Origin of the sequence: Kaistia defluvii, assembly GCF_040548815.1 — a bacterium.
Taxonomy (GTDB): Bacteria; Pseudomonadota; Alphaproteobacteria; order Rhizobiales; family Kaistiaceae; genus Kaistia; species Kaistia defluvii_A.
The window spans coordinates 520,600-536,784 of record NZ_JBEPSM010000003.1 but is presented as its reverse complement, the minus strand read 5'-3'; the positions used below and the strand labels follow the sequence as shown (position 1 = coordinate 536,784).

General features: G+C 66.6%; 12 protein-coding genes. 7 read left to right on the top strand and 5 right to left on the bottom strand.

Features of this window, described 5'->3' with window-relative positions; genetic code table 11:
* Positions 1 to 133 precede the first annotated feature (133 nt).
* A complete protein-coding gene (locus ABIE08_RS19375) occupies positions 134 to 943 on the top strand; it encodes an SDR family NAD(P)-dependent oxidoreductase (protein ID WP_354553476.1) in 810 nt (269 codons plus the stop codon).
* Positions 944 to 1,249: 306 nt separating this feature from the next.
* Here ABIE08_RS19375 and ABIE08_RS19370 read toward each other — a convergent pair whose 3' ends face one another.
* The 4 genes from ABIE08_RS19370 to ABIE08_RS19355 form a co-directional block, all read right to left on the bottom strand.
* On the bottom strand, positions 1,250 to 5,551 hold the full coding sequence (locus tag ABIE08_RS19370) for a translocation/assembly module TamB domain-containing protein (protein WP_354553475.1): 4,302 nt from the start codon (positions 5,549 to 5,551) through the stop codon (positions 1,250 to 1,252).
* Entirely contained in the window at positions 5,551 to 7,470 is a 1,920-nt protein-coding gene (locus tag ABIE08_RS19365) for an autotransporter assembly complex protein TamA (RefSeq protein WP_354553474.1), read from the bottom strand. Before ABIE08_RS19365 ends, ABIE08_RS19370 begins: the two co-directional genes overlap by 1 nt.
* A gap of 211 nt (positions 7,471 to 7,681) precedes the next feature.
* Positions 7,682 to 9,064, bottom strand: coding sequence for an FAD-containing oxidoreductase (locus ABIE08_RS19360; RefSeq protein ID WP_354553473.1), 1,383 nt, complete (start codon positions 9,062 to 9,064; stop codon positions 7,682 to 7,684).
* Between the two features lie 22 nt (positions 9,065 to 9,086).
* The gene (locus tag ABIE08_RS19355; protein ID WP_354553472.1) at positions 9,087 to 9,365 is read right to left on the bottom strand and encodes a GNAT family N-acetyltransferase; all 279 of its coding nucleotides are present in this window, start codon (positions 9,363 to 9,365) and stop codon (positions 9,087 to 9,089) included.
* Between the two features lie 326 nt (positions 9,366 to 9,691).
* On the opposite strand from ABIE08_RS19355, the gene ABIE08_RS19350 reads away from it, so the two are divergent.
* Positions 9,692 to 10,438: a FadR/GntR family transcriptional regulator gene (locus ABIE08_RS19350; protein ID WP_354553471.1), complete on the top strand. Its 747-nt coding sequence runs from the start codon at positions 9,692 to 9,694 to the stop codon at positions 10,436 to 10,438.
* Positions 10,435 to 11,610 carry a PLP-dependent transferase gene (locus ABIE08_RS19345; protein ID WP_354553470.1) on the top strand — a complete coding sequence of 392 codons (1,176 nt, stop codon included), beginning with the start codon at positions 10,435 to 10,437 and terminating at the stop codon, positions 11,608 to 11,610. Before ABIE08_RS19350 ends, ABIE08_RS19345 begins: the two co-directional genes overlap by 4 nt.
* On the opposite strand, the gene ABIE08_RS19340 is transcribed toward ABIE08_RS19345, so the two are convergent.
* Positions 11,513 to 11,737, bottom strand: a complete 225-nt coding sequence (locus ABIE08_RS19340) for an MMPL family transporter (RefSeq protein ID WP_354553469.1) — start codon at positions 11,735 to 11,737, stop codon at positions 11,513 to 11,515. The two genes, ABIE08_RS19345 and ABIE08_RS19340, sit on opposite strands and share 98 nt — an antisense overlap.
* Here ABIE08_RS19340 and ABIE08_RS19335 point away from each other — a divergent pair.
* The 4 genes from ABIE08_RS19335 to ABIE08_RS19320 all read left to right on the top strand — a co-directional run bounded on the left by ABIE08_RS19335 (position 11,643) and on the right by ABIE08_RS19320 (position 15,982).
* Complete coding sequence (locus ABIE08_RS19335; protein ID WP_354553468.1) at positions 11,643 to 12,905, top strand: ABC transporter substrate-binding protein; 1,263 nt, start codon at positions 11,643 to 11,645, stop codon at positions 12,903 to 12,905. The two genes, ABIE08_RS19340 and ABIE08_RS19335, sit on opposite strands and share 95 nt — an antisense overlap.
* Before the next feature lie 219 nt (positions 12,906 to 13,124).
* A complete protein-coding gene (locus tag ABIE08_RS19330) occupies positions 13,125 to 14,057 on the top strand; it encodes a carbohydrate ABC transporter permease (protein ID WP_354553467.1) in 933 nt (310 codons plus the stop codon).
* A gap of 3 nt (positions 14,058 to 14,060) precedes the next feature.
* Positions 14,061 to 14,897, top strand: coding sequence for a carbohydrate ABC transporter permease (locus ABIE08_RS19325; RefSeq protein ID WP_354553466.1), 837 nt, complete (start codon positions 14,061 to 14,063; stop codon positions 14,895 to 14,897).
* A gap of 11 nt (positions 14,898 to 14,908) precedes the next feature.
* On the top strand, positions 14,909 to 15,982 hold the full coding sequence (locus ABIE08_RS19320) for an ABC transporter ATP-binding protein (RefSeq protein WP_354553465.1): 1,074 nt from the start codon (positions 14,909 to 14,911) through the stop codon (positions 15,980 to 15,982).
* The last annotated feature ends 203 nt before the right edge of the window (positions 15,983 to 16,185 follow it).

Below are 16,185 nucleotides of genomic sequence, written 5' to 3'. Positions count from 1 at the left end.
AGAGATCGACGCCCGCAGGGCGGCGGGTGAGGGTTCACGGCCTCACCCGGAGAATTCCCTAAACCCTCTTCGAGCCGACCTCTCCCTCAGGGAGAGGTAAAGATCAGACCCTCGCACATAAAGGAGCTCGCGAATGAGCAAGGAACTCGCCGGAAAGATCATCTTCGTCACCGGCTCGGGCCGTGGCCTGGGCCGCACCATGGCCGAGAAGCTGGCGAGCCTCGGCGCCGACGTCGCGATCCACGATCTCGAATGGACGGGACCGGCCAAGTACGGCGAGGCGAAGGATTTGGGTGAAGTCGCCGCCGAGATCGCCAAGCATGGCGTGCGCACCGTCGCCGTCACCGGCAATATCGGCGACCCCGCCGCCGTCCAGAAGATGAAGGAAGAAATCGAGGCCAAGCTCGGCACGGTCAACGTGCTGGTCAATTGCGCCGGCGGCGATATCGGCGCCTCCGGCAACAAGCCGAAGCCGAACGACGCGCTCCACATCTCGTTCGAGGACATCACCGTCCTCACCAACAACAATCTGATCGGCACCATGCTGGTCTGCCAGGCCTTCGTGCCGGCGATGGTGGCGGCGGGCAGCGGCTCGGTGATCAACATCGCCTCGGCGGCGGCGCATATGGGCTGCTCGCCGGAAGTCGTCTATTCGACGCTGAAAGCGGCCGTGGTGCACTACACGCGCTGCCTCGCCAAGGAGCTCTATGAAGAGGGCGTTCGGATCAACGCGGTGAGCCCCGGACCGACCAAATCGGCCCGCTTCCAGGCGACCCGCGTCGTCGACCCAGTGAAGATGGATTCGTCGGGCAAGTCGTTCAACCGCTACGCCGAGCCGTCCGAGATCGCCGACGCCGTGGCGTTCCTCGCGGGCCCGGGCTCGAAGTTCATCAACGGCCAGGTGATCCGCGTCGATGGCGGCTTGACGCTGTTCCCTGGGTAAAGGCAAGTCGCTCACCCTGCCCTCTCCCGCAGGCGGGCGAGGGTTTCGGCCGGGCGCTCACCTCTCCCTGAGGGAGAATGAACGCAACCTTGAAGACAGACCGACAGGCTGCAGACATGAAGCACGTCGCCCCGGCGAAGGCCGGGGCCCATGAACACCGACCCAGCAAGAGTTGACCAGCCTTCCTCCGACAAGACTGTGGGTCTGGATCCCGGCCTTCGCCGGGATGACGCCCGAGTGATCCCGGATCTCGCGTTTCAGCGATGTTCTGCGAAAGTCTCCCCTAAGGAGAGGTGAAGTAGCCCCTCAATAATCCCACTGCGCGCCGATGCCGAGCTCGTTCGAGCCGTCGGCGCCGGCGGCGCCCTGGATGCGGATGTTGCGGGTCACGTCGACATCGACCGTGACCTTGCTCGAATCCGGCGTCGTACCCTGCTGGACGCCGACATAGATCTTGTCGTTCAACCGCTTGCCGGCGCCGATCTGGCCGCCCTTGCCGGTCGAATCCGTGCCGATGTTGAGCGCATCGACGCCGAGCGAGCGGCGGATCGAATCGACCACGCCTGGTCCGCCGCCAGAGAACTGCGCCACCGTCTGCGCCACCTGCAGCGCCTGGCCGGCGGTCAGCGTGCTGATCGAGCGGCCGAACAGCAGCCGGGCGATCACCTCGTCCTGCGGCAGGGTCGGCGTCGAGGTGAAGCTCACCTCCGGCGCCGAGGCATTGCCGGCGATGATGATGCTGGCGACGACGTCGCCGCCCGACGTGTCGGCCTTGAAGTTCAGCTCCGGATCGAGGCTGCCATTGAAGGTGATGGTGCCCTCGGTGAAGGTGAGTTGGCGGCCGACAACGCTGAAGCGCCCGCGCCGCAGGTTGAAGCCGCCCAGCGTGATCATGTCGGCCGTGGTGCCGCGCAGCGTCAGGTCGCCGCCGAATTCCGCGTCCATGCCCATGCCGCGCACGAACACGCCATTGGGGGCCGAGACCTTGAGGTCCAGATCGGCGACGAACGGGCTCGGTGCCTTGGCCTTCTTCTTGGCCGTGGCGTTGGCGCGGTTCTGCGCCTGGGCGCGGATGCCGCCCTTTACCTGCGGCTTGCCGCCGGTATTGACGTGGCGCACCTCGAGCGGATCGATGCCGCCCGAAATCTTGTCCGGGATGTTGATGTCGAGGCTGCGGACATTGATCTGGCCGGCGATCTTCGGCCGTGTCGCGACCGGGCCCTGGATGTTGATCTTGCCGTCGGCAACCAGGCGCATCAGGTCGCTGGAGACCAGCGTCGCCTTTTGCAGCGTCATCTCGACGGCGGCCGGGAAGCCCTGTACCGGGTCGAGCGCGATGTTGCCCTTGCCGACGATGCGACCGCCCTGGACCGTCTGGGCCGAGAAGGACGATACCGTGACCGCGCGGTCGGAACCGGTCAGCACCGCTTCGATGTTGGAAAGCGAGATGCCGTTCAGCGAGTCGTTGTAGCTGGCGCCCGAGACGCGGATGGAGCCGGAAGCGCGCGGCGCCGAGGTCGGGCCGCCAAGCGCCGCATCGACCACCGCCTTGCCGCGCAGATTGCCGCCGGAGGTGGCAAGCGCGGTATTGGCGATGGCGAGATCGATGGCGCCCTTGATCTTCAGGTCCAGGTCGCCAGCGGCGATCGGCACCGAGCCGTTGATCGTCAGGCCGGAAACCGAAGGCGCGTTGATGGTCGCCTGGACGCCGACGCGGCCGCCGCCCAGTTTTCCGCGCGCGGAAATGTCGAACGGGCCGAGGCCGGCGCGGGCGATGTCGGCATTGGTGAGTTTTGCCACCTTGAGATCGTAATCGCCCGCCGGCGCGGTCGCCTTGCCGGTGATGCGCGCCGTGCCGCTCAGCGTGCCGCGCATGTCGAGCGTCGGCGCGGCGAGCGAGGCCAGCGACAGCGGCAGGTTGCGGAGGTCGACATTCAGGTCGAGCGTTTCGCCGGCCTTGCCGCTGATCGTGGCGCGGCCGTCTCCGGTCGCCAGCGCCAGCCGGTCGATCGAGACGCCGCCCTTGGCGATGGTGATGTTGGACGGCGCCGACAGCGTGACATTGGTGCCGGCGCGGGCGATCTTCAGCGCATCGAGGCGGATATTGGTGTCGGCGCCGGCGGGCGAGATGCGCGCCTTGCCGTTGATGCTGGAGCCGAGCAGCGCGGTGTCGAGCGTCACGTCGGTAGCGGTGCCGGCGCTCTTCGCCGTCACGGTGGCGCTCTCGATGACCTGGCCGCCGGCGCGGACGCCGCCGAGCACGGCCTTGCCGTCGATCACCGGTGTGCCGAAAAGATCCGCGATACGGGCGTTGATGTCGGCCCGGTCGACCCGGTTGCCGGCGACGTCGATGCCCTGCGCCTTGGCGTCGATCGCGACGCGCTGGGCGCCGTTCGAGGCATCGAGCACGACGGTCGCATCCAGCTTGCCGGCGATGTCGGTCAGGATCAGCGCCGAGAGGTCGGCGAGGTTGGAGGCGGCGATGGTGATCTTGCCGTCGATCAGGCCGGAAGCGGCCAGCGCCGCCGCGCCCTTGGCGCGGACGCCGCCGATCGCCAGGTCGAGATCATCGAGGCGGCGGCCGCCATCGGCAAGCGAGGTCAGCCTCGCGCCGCCCTTGGCGGGCTTGCCGGCCAGCTTGCCGTCGAGCGCCACCGTGCCGCCCGGGCGGCCCGTCAGGTCAGTGAGATCGACCGAAAGCGTCAGGTTCTCGATCGGCTTGTCCATGGCGACGCCGGACGGAATCGAGACCTTGCCGGTGAGGCCGAGCGCATCGAGCCCGCCGGTGAAGCGGAGGTCGGCATTGGCAGCCCCGGAGATGCGGGGATCGAACTGCTTCAGATTGGCGAGCTTGACCCGCGCGGTCAGGTCGGCGGCGGATTTCTCGATGCCGCCATCGACCGCGACGTCGAGGCCCTTGGCGGCGAGCGTCAGCCCGTTGACGGCGATGCGGCCATCCTCGGCCAGCGACACCGCGCCCTTGATCCGGCTCTCGCCGGCGAAGAAATCATCGACCTGGGCGATGCCCGTGGTGATCGCCTTGGACGAGCCGTCGAGCTCGAGCGCGATGCGACGGGTCGAGGGGTCAGCGTCGATCCTGGCGTCGAGCACGGCGCTGCCCGAAAGCGGCCGGCCGGCAAGCCCGGAGAAGGCGGCGAGTTTGAGCCGGTCGAGGCGCAGCGCGCCCTGGACCGATTTCGGCGCCGCCGTGCCGGTGAAGGCGAGATCGAGCGGCTCCAGCGTGACCTTGGCGTCGGTCAGCACGGGGCCGGCTTCGCCGAGCGAACCGGCGGCGGTGAGCTTCGCGGTCTTGCCGAGGGCGGCGGCAACCTTCGGATCCTCGGCGCTCAGGCCGGCGGCATTGCCATCGACGGTGAAGGCGAGCCCGCCCGCGGCCGGGGTGGTCTTGGCGACGAGGCTGATATCGGCGGCGCCATAGCCGGCGCCGGAAAGGTTCTGGGCGGTCAGCGTCGCATCGACCGAGGGCGAGGCGAACGCGCCCGTCACGGCGGCGTTCAGGCGCCAGCCGGACCAGGTGACGCCCGGCGCGAAGGCGGCGAAATGGGACGGGTCGCCGCCCACCAGATCGAGCTTCAGATCGGCGGTCCTGGCGGAGGTGTCGAGCTTTCCGACCAGCGCCAGGCCGAAGCCGGCGGCGGTGGCGTTCAGCCCCTCCAGCGCGATGCGCCCTTCCGGCCCGACAATGGCCGACCCCATCAGCGTCGTCTGCCCGCTGAACAGCGGCCGGATATCGGCCGGCACCAGGCCGGCGATCTCGCCGGCGAGATCGAGCATGACGCGGCGGCCATTCTCGACCTGCTTGACGGCAGCCGTGCCGCCGAGATGGCCGGCGGCGCCCGCGTCGAGTGCGATGCGGCCGTCCCAATTGTCGAGCGGCGCGTTGCCCTTGACCGAAAGCGACAGGGCGGGAAGGCCCTCGATCTGCGCCAGCCGTGCGACCAGGCCGCCGGCCGGCTCGCTGGCGGTGACGTCGAGATAGAGCGAATCCGTGCCGTCGCCCGGCGCATAGCGGGCGCGGCCCTTGATCTCGCCGGGCGCATCCTCGCGCACCAGCGCGAAGTCGAGCGCCAGCCCCTCGGCCGGGTCGACCAGGCGGGCGGAGGCCTGCAGGCGGAGAACCGCCGCCATGCCGAGCACGGGCTCGCCAATGTCGATCCGGGCGATATCGAGCTGATCGAGCGCGACGCGGATGAACGGCAGGCCGTTGCTGGACGACGTCGAGGTGGAGGGCGGCAGAACGGGCTTGCGGGAGACCGCGACCCGGTCGGCGGCGAGATCGCTGATCGCCACCTTGCCGGAAAGCAGCGACATCGGGTGCCAGGCGAGACGCAAATTCTCGATCTGGGCGAACGGACCCGTGGCGTCGGCGACGTCGATGCGCGCGACGCTCATGTCGGACGGCACGAAGCCGGAAATGCCTTCGATGCGGACGGTCAGCCCGTCACTGCTGGCAAGCTTGCTGCCGACGCTGGCGAGCATGCGCAGGCCGGGACCGGTCTGCAGGAAACCGAACAGGGCGACGAGCGTGATCAGGACGGCGATGAAACCGACGCCGAGCCAGCGCAGGATGGTGAGGGCGCGGGGCATCAGAAGGATTGTCCAAGGCTGATATAGACGCCGTACCCGGCATCGCCGGGCTCGGGATTGAGCGGAATGGCGACATCGAGCCGGACGGGTCCGATGCCGGTATAATAGCGCAGACCGAGGCCCGCGGCATAGCGCAGGTCGCCCAGATCCGGCACCGAGCCTTCCGAAGCGGCGCCGATGTCGACGAACGGCACGAGGCCGATCGTGTCGGTGATCTTGACGCGCGCCTCGACCGAGGCGGTGACGAAGCTGAGGCCGCCGATGATGTCGCCCTGGGCATTGCGCGGGCTGGCCGACTGGTAATCATAGCCGCGCAGCGAGCCCCCGCCGCCGACATAGAAGCGGCGCTGCGGGGGCACGTCGAGCAGGTCGGCCCCGAAGATCGTGCCGGCCGAGATCTTGCCGGCGAGGATATAGCGCTTGTCCTCGTCAAAGGCGCGATAGGCCGCCAGCGAACCCTTGAACATCATCGGGCCGGCGCTGGCCTGGCCGAGATAGGCGAAAGGCTCGAAGGTACCGCTGGCGCGGATGCCCTTGGAGGGATCAAGTGCATTGTCGGTGGTGTCGTAGGCGACGTCGACCGGCACGCCGACGATGGTGTCATCGCGCGAGCCGTTGGTGTCCTGGACGTGCGACTGCTCGAGATCGAGGCCAACCTGGACCGAGAACTGGTCGCTATAGTTGCGGCGAACGCCGCCCGTGAAGGTCACGCCCTCGCGGACATAAGCGTCGGTCACCTCGCGCAGGACCGCCGCCTGGGCAACAAGATCGTCGATCGGCGTCCAGATGCCGGGCTTGCCGAAGGTGGCGGCGAAGCGGTAGCCGAACGGATTGGCGTCGGGCACCGCCTCGGACTTGCCGCCGAACCACGAGAGCTGGCCGTCGAGGCGCAGCGTCTCGGCGCCGCCGAACAGGTTGCGATGGCCCCAGAAGGCATTAATCGACGAGCCGTCGGTCGAGGAATATTTGGCGCCGAAGCCGACATAGCGCGGCTTGCGCTCGGTCACCTCGACATCGACCGGCAGGCGGCCATTGGCGTCGAGCTTGGTGCCCTCCACGACGCGAACACCGGAAAACGCCTCGTATTTCAGCAGAGACTTGCGCGTGTCGGCCAGGCGCTGCGGCGAGAACATCTCGCCGGGAATGATGCGCACCCGCTCCTGGACGAAGGACGGCCGCACCTTCTCCGTGCCGGAGACGGTGACCTGGCCGAAGGCCACGGCGGGGCCCGGGCTGACGACATAGGTGACGTTGACGAGGTTACTGGCATGGTCGGCGACCACGTCCTTGTCGACCACCTTGGCGAAGGCGTGGCCTTCCTTGCGGTAGAATTCGGCGATCCGGCCCTCGGCGTCGAGGATGGTCGACGACTTCGCCTCGTCGCCGGGCAGCAGGCGCAGGCTCTTCAGCGTCGGCGCCATGGCGAGCGGCCGGCGACGATCGGCGTCGACCAGCGAGATCTCGCCGAAATGGAACAGCGGCCCCGTGGTGACGTCGACCTGGACGGGCACCGGCCCGGCCGGACGCGCCGCCTCGATCACCTGCAGGATATCGGGCGCGTCAATATCGCGGCCGGCGATGGTGATGCGGATGGAGCCGGCATAATAGCCATTCGTATAGAGCGCGGCGGTGATCTGGTCGATGTCGGAGCGCGCGCGGCGAAGCAGCCCGGCCGCGCCGGAAGGCGGCGACTTCTTCATCGACTCAAGATTGGAGGCGGCGGTGATCGCCTTGCGCAGCGAACGCGGGGCATCGATGACATTGATCGTCGGCTTGTACGGGACGGCGTCGGCGACCGGCTCTTCCTTGGTCTTGCCAAAGAACGACCGGATTCCGCTGAAAAACCCGCCATCCTGCGCGTAGCCCGCCGACGAGCCCACCATAACCAGCACAAGGGCCGAGGCGAGAGTCTGGTGCAACCGGCGCCGCAAACGTTTGCCGCGCGGCGGGAGAAGAGAGACTTTCAACGGTACTACACCCATACACATCGCCGGAACGCTACTTCGGCCAATACGCTCCTGTCTCTATGAGACTATCCTTAACATTTACCATACATAGGCCCTCGCGCCACTACCGCCCGTCAGCCAAGGCCGATCTCTGCAACCCTGGGAAAGGGTGGCGACGGTGACGTCAGGCCGGGTGGAACTCGGCCATCATGGTCGGAAGCAGTTCCGAAACCGTCGGGTGAATGTGGACACCGCGACGAACTTGTTCATACGGGCGCTTGGCATACATGACGTCGATCAGCGAATGCACAACCTCGTCGCAGCCGGTTCCAAGCAGCGCCGCGCCGAGAATCTCGCCGCTGTCGGCGTCGGCGACAATCTTCATGAAACCCTGCGTTTCGCCCTTTTCAATCGCCCGGCTGACGCGGGCCATCGGCCGGGTCGAAACCACGATATTCCGGCCGGTCTTCTTCGCCTCGGTCTCGGTCAGCCCGACGCGGCCGAGCGGCGGATCGATATAAAGCGCATAGACCGGGATGCGGTCGCTGACGCGGCGCGGGTCGTTGTCGAGCAGGTTGGCGGCGACGATCTCGAAGTCGTTATAGGCGGTGTGGGTGAAGGCGCCCTTGCCGTTGCAATCGCCCATCGCCCAGATGCCGTCGACATTGGTGCGGAGCGCGTCGTCGACGATGATGTAGCCATGCGCGTCGAGCGCGATCCCGGCCTTTTCCGCGTCGAGATCATCGGTGTTGGGACGGCGGCCTGTGGCGACGAGCAGGTGCGAACCGCCGACGGCCTGCAGCCCGTTCGGGCCGTCATGGCTGAGCGCGATGCTGCCGGAACCGTTGGTCGCCCGGCTGACCGAGAGGTTGGCGGCGCCGGTGACGATGTCGATCCCCTCGGCGGTCAGGATCTCCGCCACCGCGCGCGAAATATCCTCGTCCTCGCGGCGAATCAGGTGGGGTCCGGTTTCGAACACCGTCACCTTGGCCCCGAAGCGGCGATAGATCTGCGCGAATTCCAGCCCGATATAGCTGCCGCCAATGATCAGCAGGTGATCGGGAACGACATCGAGGTCGAGGATCGTGCTGTTAGTGAGGTGGGGCACGGAGGCGAGCCCCGGAATCTCCGGCAGGGTGGCGCGGCCGCCGACATTGATGAAGATCTTGTCGGCCGAGAGCACGTCGTCCCCGACCTGCACGCGCCTGGCATCCAGGAAGCGGGCGTGGCCGCGATAGACGGTGCAGTTGGCCATGCCGTCGAGCCAGGTTCCGATGCCGTCGCGCGACGCACCGGAGACGCTGTCGGCGCGCGCCTTGACCTTCTTCATGTCGATTTTGACCGGGCCGTCGAGGAGGACGCCGTAATCGGCCGCACGGCGCGCCATCTGCGCCGTCTTGGCGCTGGCGACGAGCGTCTTGGTCGGGGTGCAGCCGGTGTTGACGCAGGTGCCGCCGAAAAGGTTGCGCTCGATGATGGCGACTTTCATGCCGGCCTCTGTCAGCCGGCCGGCAAGCGGCGACCCGGCCTGGCCGGTGCCGATGATGATGGCATCGAAGGATGGCATGCGTGTCTCCGGTCAGCTGGATTCAGTCGGTGACGAGATCGGCATATTCGGGATGGCGCGCGATATAGGCGTGCACGAAGGGGCAGAGCGGGTGCAGCTTGGCGCCGCGGGCGCGGATGTTGTCGAGCACGGCGCGCACCAGCTGCGTGCCGATGCCGCGGCCGCCGAGTTCGGCCGGCACCTCGGTGTGCACCAGTTCGATGACGTCGCCCTGCATCCGGTAGAGGATGAAGGCAACATGGCCGTCGACCTCCATCTCGAAGCGCGTCGGCGTGATCTGAAGGTCCGGCTTGTCGCTCATGCTCGTCCGCCCAGCGCAACATGCGCGAAACGAGGCTAGCAGGTCACGGCCCCCGCCAGAAGCCGCAGAATCAGACAGCTTTGCCGGCTTGGCCGGAATTTTGTGCCCCCGCCGGCCGGCACCGCAGGGTTGTGCGACCCATGCCCCTGCCCAAACAGGCATCAAGCTGCCGAAAATCCTGCCCTTGACGAAATGACAGCATTGTAGAAATGATCAGATGTCAGACCAATTTTGGGAAGCCTTCGGGCGTGGCAACGGGATGAGCGCGTGATCCAGACGAGCCGGGTTGTTGATGCCGAGAGCCTTGCGCCGCAGGCGGTGCCGGCATGACGCTTTCCGTTCCCGGCCTGTCGCCGCTGCCCGCCTCCGACCGCGCCGGCACCGTCATGAAGGCGTTGGCCGACTATATCGCGCAGTCCAACCTGAAGCCGGGAGAGCGCCTGCCGACCGAGCGCGAGCTGATGCAGTCGCTGGCCGTCGGCCGCTCGACGGTGCGCGAGGTGATCCGCCAGTTCCAGGCGCTCGGCGTCGTCGAATCGCGAAAAGGCAGCGGCACCTATCTGCTGCGCGGCATCTCCTCCGACACCATCCACATGCCGCTCTCGATCGATGCCGGCACGCTGCGCGAGGGCCTGCTGGCGACGCTCGACATCCGGCGCGGGCTGGAGGCGGAGGCCGGTGCGCTGGCGGCGCTGCGGCGGACCCAGGCCGATCTCGACATCATCGAGGAAAAGCTCGAGGCGATGGAGAAGGTCCATCTCGCCGAGGGCACCTCGGGCAAGTACGACCTCGCCTTCCATCTCTCCGTCTATGACGCCTCGCACAATCCGATGTTCGGGCAGTTGCTGGAGCAGATGCGCGAGGCCTTCGAGCGCTTCTGGACCAAGCCCTTCGACCGGCCGGACTTTGCCGGCCGTTCCTTTCCCTTCCACCGCACGCTGTTCGAGGCGATCGCGGCCCAGGACGCCGACCGCGCCCGCAGAGAGACCCTGACGATCCTGGAGATCGTCGAGGAAGACATCCGGGAGATGTCGCAGGACACCGCCCAGACCATGCACAAGGTATCGAAATGAACGACTTCACCGCGGCCTTCGACCACGCGTCCCTCATCGCCGCCCATGACGACGTCAACGCCTATGACGCGGTGGTGCCGCCGATCGTGCAGACCTCGCTCTTCACCTTCTCGTCCTATGCCGAGATGGAGGAGACCTATAAGGGCCTCAAGGTTCGCCCGACCTACAGCCGCGGCCTGAACCCGACCGTGCGCATCTTCGAGGAGAAGGTCGCGGCCATGGAAGGCGCCGAGGACGGCCTCGCCTTCGGCAGCGGCATGGCGGCGATCTCGTCGACCGTGATCACCTTCGTCAAGCCGGGCGACCGCGTCGTCTGCGTGCGCCACGTCTATCCCGACGCCTACCGCCTGTTCGAAACGCTGCTCGCGCGCTACGGCGTTTCCGTCACCTATGTCGACGGCCGCGACGAGGCGGCGGTCGAGGCAGCCCTGCCGGGCGCCACGCTCTTCTACATGGAGAGCCCGACCAGCTGGACGATGGAGACGCATGACGTCCAGGCGCTGGCGGCCATGGCCAGGCGCCACGGCGTCCTGACCGCGATCGACAACAGCTGGGCCTCGCCCGTGTTCCAGCAGCCGATCAAGCTCGGCGTCGACCTCGTCCTGCATTCGGCATCCAAATATCTCGGCGGCCACAGCGACGTCGTCGCCGGCATCGTCGTCGGCTCCAAGGAACTGATCGGCAAGATCCGCTCCGGCACGCTGCCCTATCTCGGCGGCAAGCTGTCGCCCTTCGACGCCTGGCTGCTGATCCGCGGCCTGCGCACCCTGCCGATCCGCATGAAGGCGCATGAAGCGGCCGCGCTGCATGTCGCGCGCCGCCTGCTCGACCACGACGCCGTCGCCTCGGTCGAGCATCCCGGCCTCGGCAACGCGCTGCCGGCCGGCCTTTCCGGCACGTCGGGCCTGTTCTCGTTCACCTTCCGCGAGGGCGCCGTCGACATCGCCAGGTTCACCGACGCGCTCGGCCTGTTCAAGATCGGCGTCAGCTGGGGCGGGCATGAAAGCCTCGTGGTGCCGGCGCAGGTCGTCCGCGTCCAGGCCGCCGGCCCCAATTCGGCAATCGACTTCGGCGTTAGCGCCAACATGGTTCGTCTGCATGTCGGCCTCGAGGGGGCCGACGCGCTCTGGAACGATCTCGCCGCGGCCATCGAATCCGCCCGGCGAGCGTAAGCACTGCAGTTAACAAGAAGAGGGAGACCATAATGTTCAAGAAGATCGCCGCAGCCGCCGTCATGACGGCGCTGCTCGCCGGTTCGGCGCTTGCCGATACCAAGCTGAAGCTGGTCGAAGTGATCACCAGCCCGGAGCGCACCGAGACGCTCAAGGGCATCGTCAAGACCTTCGAGGCCGCCAACCCCGGCACCACGGTCGAGATCATCTCGCTGCCCTGGGGCCAGGCCTTCGAGAAGTTCGCGACCATGGTCGCCGCCGGCGAGACGCCCGACGTCATGGAGATGCCGGACACCTGGCTCTCGCTCTATGCCAATCGCGGCATGCTCGAAAACCTCGAGCCCTACATCGCCAAGTGGGATGAGGCTTCCGACCTGAACGACCGCGCGCTGGAGCTCGGCCGCTCGGTCAAGGACACCGCCTACATGCTGCCTTACGGCTTCTATCTGCGCGCGATGTTCTACAACAAGAAGCTGTTCGAACAGGCCGGCGTAACGGAAATTCCGAAGACGCTGGTCGAGTTCGAGGAAGCCGCCAAGAAGGTCTCGGCGCTGCCGGGCAAGTCGGGCTACTGCCTGCGCGGCGGCCCCGGCGGCCTGAACGGCTGGGTCATGTTCGGCGCGATCGCCAATGGCGACAACACCTTCTTCAAGGAAGACGGCACCTCGACCTTCGCCGATGCCGGCTGGATCAAGGGTCTGACCTTCGTCACCGACATGTACAAGAACGGCCTGGCCCCGAAGGACAGCGTCAACTGGGGCTTCAACGAGATCGTCGCCGGCTTCTACTCCGGCACCTGCGCGATGCTCGACCAGGACCCGGACGCGCTGATCGCCATCGCCGAGCGGATGAAGCCGGAAGACTACGGCATCATGACCATGCCGAAGGGCGAGAACGGCAAGACCTTCCCGACCATCGGCTATGCCGGCTGGTCGATGTTCTCGACGAGCCAAGACAAGGAAGCGTCCTGGAAGCTGCTCGCTGCCCTTGAGGGCAAGGAAGGCAACATCGCCTGGAACAAGAAGACGGGCGCTCTCCCGGCCCGCAAGTCGGCCGAGACCGACCCCTTCTATGCCAGCGAGCAGTTCAAGGGCTGGTTCGCCGAGCTTTCGGACAAGGACGTCGTCCCGACCGTGATGCCGACCTACCTGCCCGAGTTCGCCTTCTTCAAGGACTCGCTGGTCATCAAGTCGAGCCAGCAGGCGCTGCTCGGCGAGATCACGCCGGAAGAGCTCGGCCAGCAGTGGGCCGACTACCTGACCAAGAGCCAGCAGAAGTTCCTCGCCACCAAGTAAGATTGGCTGCGACGTTCTAGCTGCGCCCGCGCTTCGGCCCGGGCCACCGTCGGACCGGCCCTCCCCCATCGGGAGGGCCGGCACCCGGCAGAGACGGTTGCGGGAGGGGACGCCCCTCGCCGGCGCAAAAAGCGCCTCCCGAAACCCAATTCCGCGACTGCGACCTCCGCCCAAGAGAGGTCCAGCAGGCTGCGAAGAGACCAAAGGGATCGACTTCCGATGACAGAGGCCGTGAGCGCCCCATATGGGCGAGATCGACGACCGTTCTTGCGGCGGCTCGCCAATGCGAGCGAGCCCTATCTCTATTCCGCCCCGGCCCTGATCCTGATCGTCACGGTGATGCTGGTGCCGCTCGCGATCGGCATCTCCTATGCCTTCCGCGACATGACGCTGCTCGACCCGTTCTCGGGCGGCTTCATCGGCCTCGACCATTTCCGCGCCATCGCCAAGGACAAGACCTTCTGGCTGGCGCTGAAGAACACCGTCTACTGGACGGGCTATTCGGTCGCCCTGCAGTTCGCCTTCGGCCTGATCCTGGCGCTGCTGCTCGACAAGCCCTTTTATGGCCGCGGCCTCGCCCAGGCGCTCTGCTTCCTGCCCTGGGCCGTGCCGAGCTTCCTCTCCGGCCTGAACTGGGCCTGGATGTTCAACCCCGTCGTCGGCCCGATTCCGCATTGGCTGTACGGCCTCGGCCTGATGAGCGCGCCGGACAACATCCTGTCCAATCCGGATCTCGCCATGTGGGGCCCGATCGTCGCCAATGTCTGGTGGGGCATCCCGTTCTTTGCCATCACGCTGCTGGCCGCCCTGCAGTCGATCCCGCGCGACCTCTATGAGGCCGCCGCCATCGACGGCGCCACGCCGTTCCAGCGCTTCCGCTCGATCACCCTGCCCTTCCTGGCGCCGACCATCGCCATCACCGTCATGCTGCGCACGATCTGGATCGCCAATTTCGCCGATCTGATCGTCGTGATGACCAATGGCGGCCCGGCCGACAAGACGCAGATCGTCGCCAGCTACATCTTCACCCAGGCCTTCCGCAGGCTCGATTTCGGCTACGCCTCGGCAATCGCATTGGTCCTCCTGATGCTGCTGATGATCTATTCGTTGCTGATCGTGTTCCTGCGCCAGACGCTGCTCAAGGAACGCTAGACCATGATCCGACCCAAGCGCCTTGGCATGACCCTCGCCCACCGGGCGGCCATCCTCGTCTATGTCGCCTTCGCCCTGTTCCCGCTCTACTGGCTGGTCAAGGTCTCGGTGACGCCGAACGACCTCCTCTATTCCGAGGGCGTCCGGATGTGGCCGTCGCGGGCGACGCTCGACCATTTCACCTTCGTGCTGGAGCACAGCGACTTCCCGCTGTTCTTCCGCAATTCGATGATCGTGTCCGTCTCGACGGCATTCATCGTCACCATCCTGTCCTCGATCGGCGGCTATGCGCTGTCGCGCTTTACCTTCCGCGGCAAGTTCTGGATCGTCGGGCTGATGCTGCTGACGCAGATGTTCCCGCTGGTGATGCTGATCGCGCCGATCTTCAAGATGCTGTCGCCGCTCGGGCTCACCAACAGCCTCTCCGGCCTGGTGCTGGTCTATGTCGCCTTCAACGTGCCGTTCGCGACCTTCCTGATGCAGTCCTTCTTCGACGGCATCCCGAAGGATCTCGAGGAAGCCGCGATGATCGACGGCGCCACCCGCTTCATGGCGTTCCGGCAGATCATCCTGCCGCTGACGCTGCCGGGCATGGCGGCGACGCTGGGCTTCGTCTTCACGGCGGCATGGAGCGAACTGCTGTTCGCGCTGATGCTGATCTCCGGCGTCGACGCCAGCACCTTCCCGGTCGGGCTGCTCAGCTTCGTCTCGAAATTCTCGGTCGATTTCGGACAGATGATGGCAGCCGGCGTGCTCGCGCTGATCCCCGCCTGTATCTTCTTCCTTCTCATCCAGCGCTACCTCGTGCAGGGCCTCACGGCCGGCGCGGTCAAGGGCTGACGGAGTTCGCAATGGCATCCATCGATATCACCGACGTCCGCAAGGCCTATGGCAGCACCAAGATCCTGCATGGCGTCGACCTGACCATCAAGGACGGCGAGTTCGTCGTGCTGGTCGGCCCGTCCGGCTGCGGCAAGTCCACCCTGCTGCGGATGATCGCCGGGCTTGAGGACATTTCCTCCGGCGAGATCCGCATCGGCGGCAAGGTCGTCAACGACCTCGACCCGAAGGACCGCGACATCGCCATGGTGTTCCAGTCCTATGCGCTCTATCCGCATATGACGGTCGCGGACAACATGAGCTACAGCCTTAGGCTTCGGAAGACGGCGAAGGAGAAGATCGCCGCCGCCATTTCGGGCGCTGCCACCAAGCTCAGCCTGACGCCGCTGATGGAGCGTCGCCCCAAGGCGCTCTCCGGCGGCCAGCGCCAGCGCGTCGCCATGGGCCGCGCCATCGTGCGCTCGCCCAAGGCGTTCCTGTTCGACGAGCCGCTCTCCAACCTCGATGCCCGCTTGCGCGAGCACATGCGTGGCGAGATCAAGAAGCTGCACCAGGACCTCGGCGCCACCTCGATCTACGTCACCCATGACCAGATCGAAGCCATGACGCTGGCCGACCGCATCGTCGCGATGAATGCCGGCCTCGTGCAGCAGGTCGGCAGCCCGCTCGATCTCTATGACCGCCCTGCAAATCTGTTCGTCGCCGGCTTCATGGGCTCGCCGGCCATGAACATGTTCGAGGGAATCTATCGGGCCGCCAATGGCGGCACGGTCGAGCTGGGACAAGGCGTCGTCGTGCCGCTCGCCGGCCCGGCCCCGACCGCCGACGGCACCAAGGTGACGCTCGGCATCCGCCCGGAGCATGTGCTGGTCGGCAAGACCGGGCTCGAAGGCATCCAGGCGCTGATCTCGCTGGTCGAGCCGACCGGCTTCGGCACCATCCTGCACGCCAGCGCCTTCGGCGAGGACGTCAAGGCCTTCTCGCTGGAGCGCGGCGTCGCCGTGCGCGGCGATACGGTCAGCGTCTCGTTCCCGGTCGACCGCATCCACCTGTTCGATACCGCGACCGGTACGCGCATCGGCTGAGGCAAGGATCTGCAGGGATGGAACCCGACTCTCGCCTCTTTCCGAACCTGCGATCCGCCATTCCGCTCCCCATCATCCTGAGGTGCTTCGCGTGAGCGAAGCCTCGAAGGAGGGTCCAGCGAAGCTCCCCTGCGAGCGCCGATCCAGACGGAAGCAAGGCGCCGTCTGGATCCTCCTTCGAGGCCCGGCTGCGCCGGGCGCCT

Bases quoted from the DNA above. Each gene is read 5' to 3' on its own strand.
- ABIE08_RS19375 (WP_354553476.1), top strand. From the start codon at position 134: ATGAGCAAGGAACTCGCCGGAAAGATCATCTTCGTCACCGGCTCGGGC.
- ABIE08_RS19370 (WP_354553475.1), bottom strand. From the start codon at position 5,551: ATGCCCCGCGCCCTCACCATCCTGCGCTGGCTCGGCGTCGGTTTCATC.
- ABIE08_RS19360 (WP_354553473.1), bottom strand. From the start codon at position 9,064: ATGCCATCCTTCGATGCCATCATCATCGGCACCGGCCAGGCCGGGTCG.
- ABIE08_RS19355 (WP_354553472.1), bottom strand. From the start codon at position 9,365: ATGAGCGACAAGCCGGACCTTCAGATCACGCCGACGCGCTTCGAGATG.
- ABIE08_RS19350 (WP_354553471.1), top strand. From the start codon at position 9,692: ATGACGCTTTCCGTTCCCGGCCTGTCGCCGCTGCCCGCCTCCGACCGC.
- ABIE08_RS19345 (WP_354553470.1), top strand. From the start codon at position 10,435: ATGAACGACTTCACCGCGGCCTTCGACCACGCGTCCCTCATCGCCGCC.
- ABIE08_RS19335 (WP_354553468.1), top strand. From the start codon at position 11,643: ATGTTCAAGAAGATCGCCGCAGCCGCCGTCATGACGGCGCTGCTCGCC.
- ABIE08_RS19330 (WP_354553467.1), top strand. From the start codon at position 13,125: ATGACAGAGGCCGTGAGCGCCCCATATGGGCGAGATCGACGACCGTTC.
- ABIE08_RS19325 (WP_354553466.1), top strand. From the start codon at position 14,061: ATGATCCGACCCAAGCGCCTTGGCATGACCCTCGCCCACCGGGCGGCC.
- ABIE08_RS19320 (WP_354553465.1), top strand. From the start codon at position 14,909: ATGGCATCCATCGATATCACCGACGTCCGCAAGGCCTATGGCAGCACC.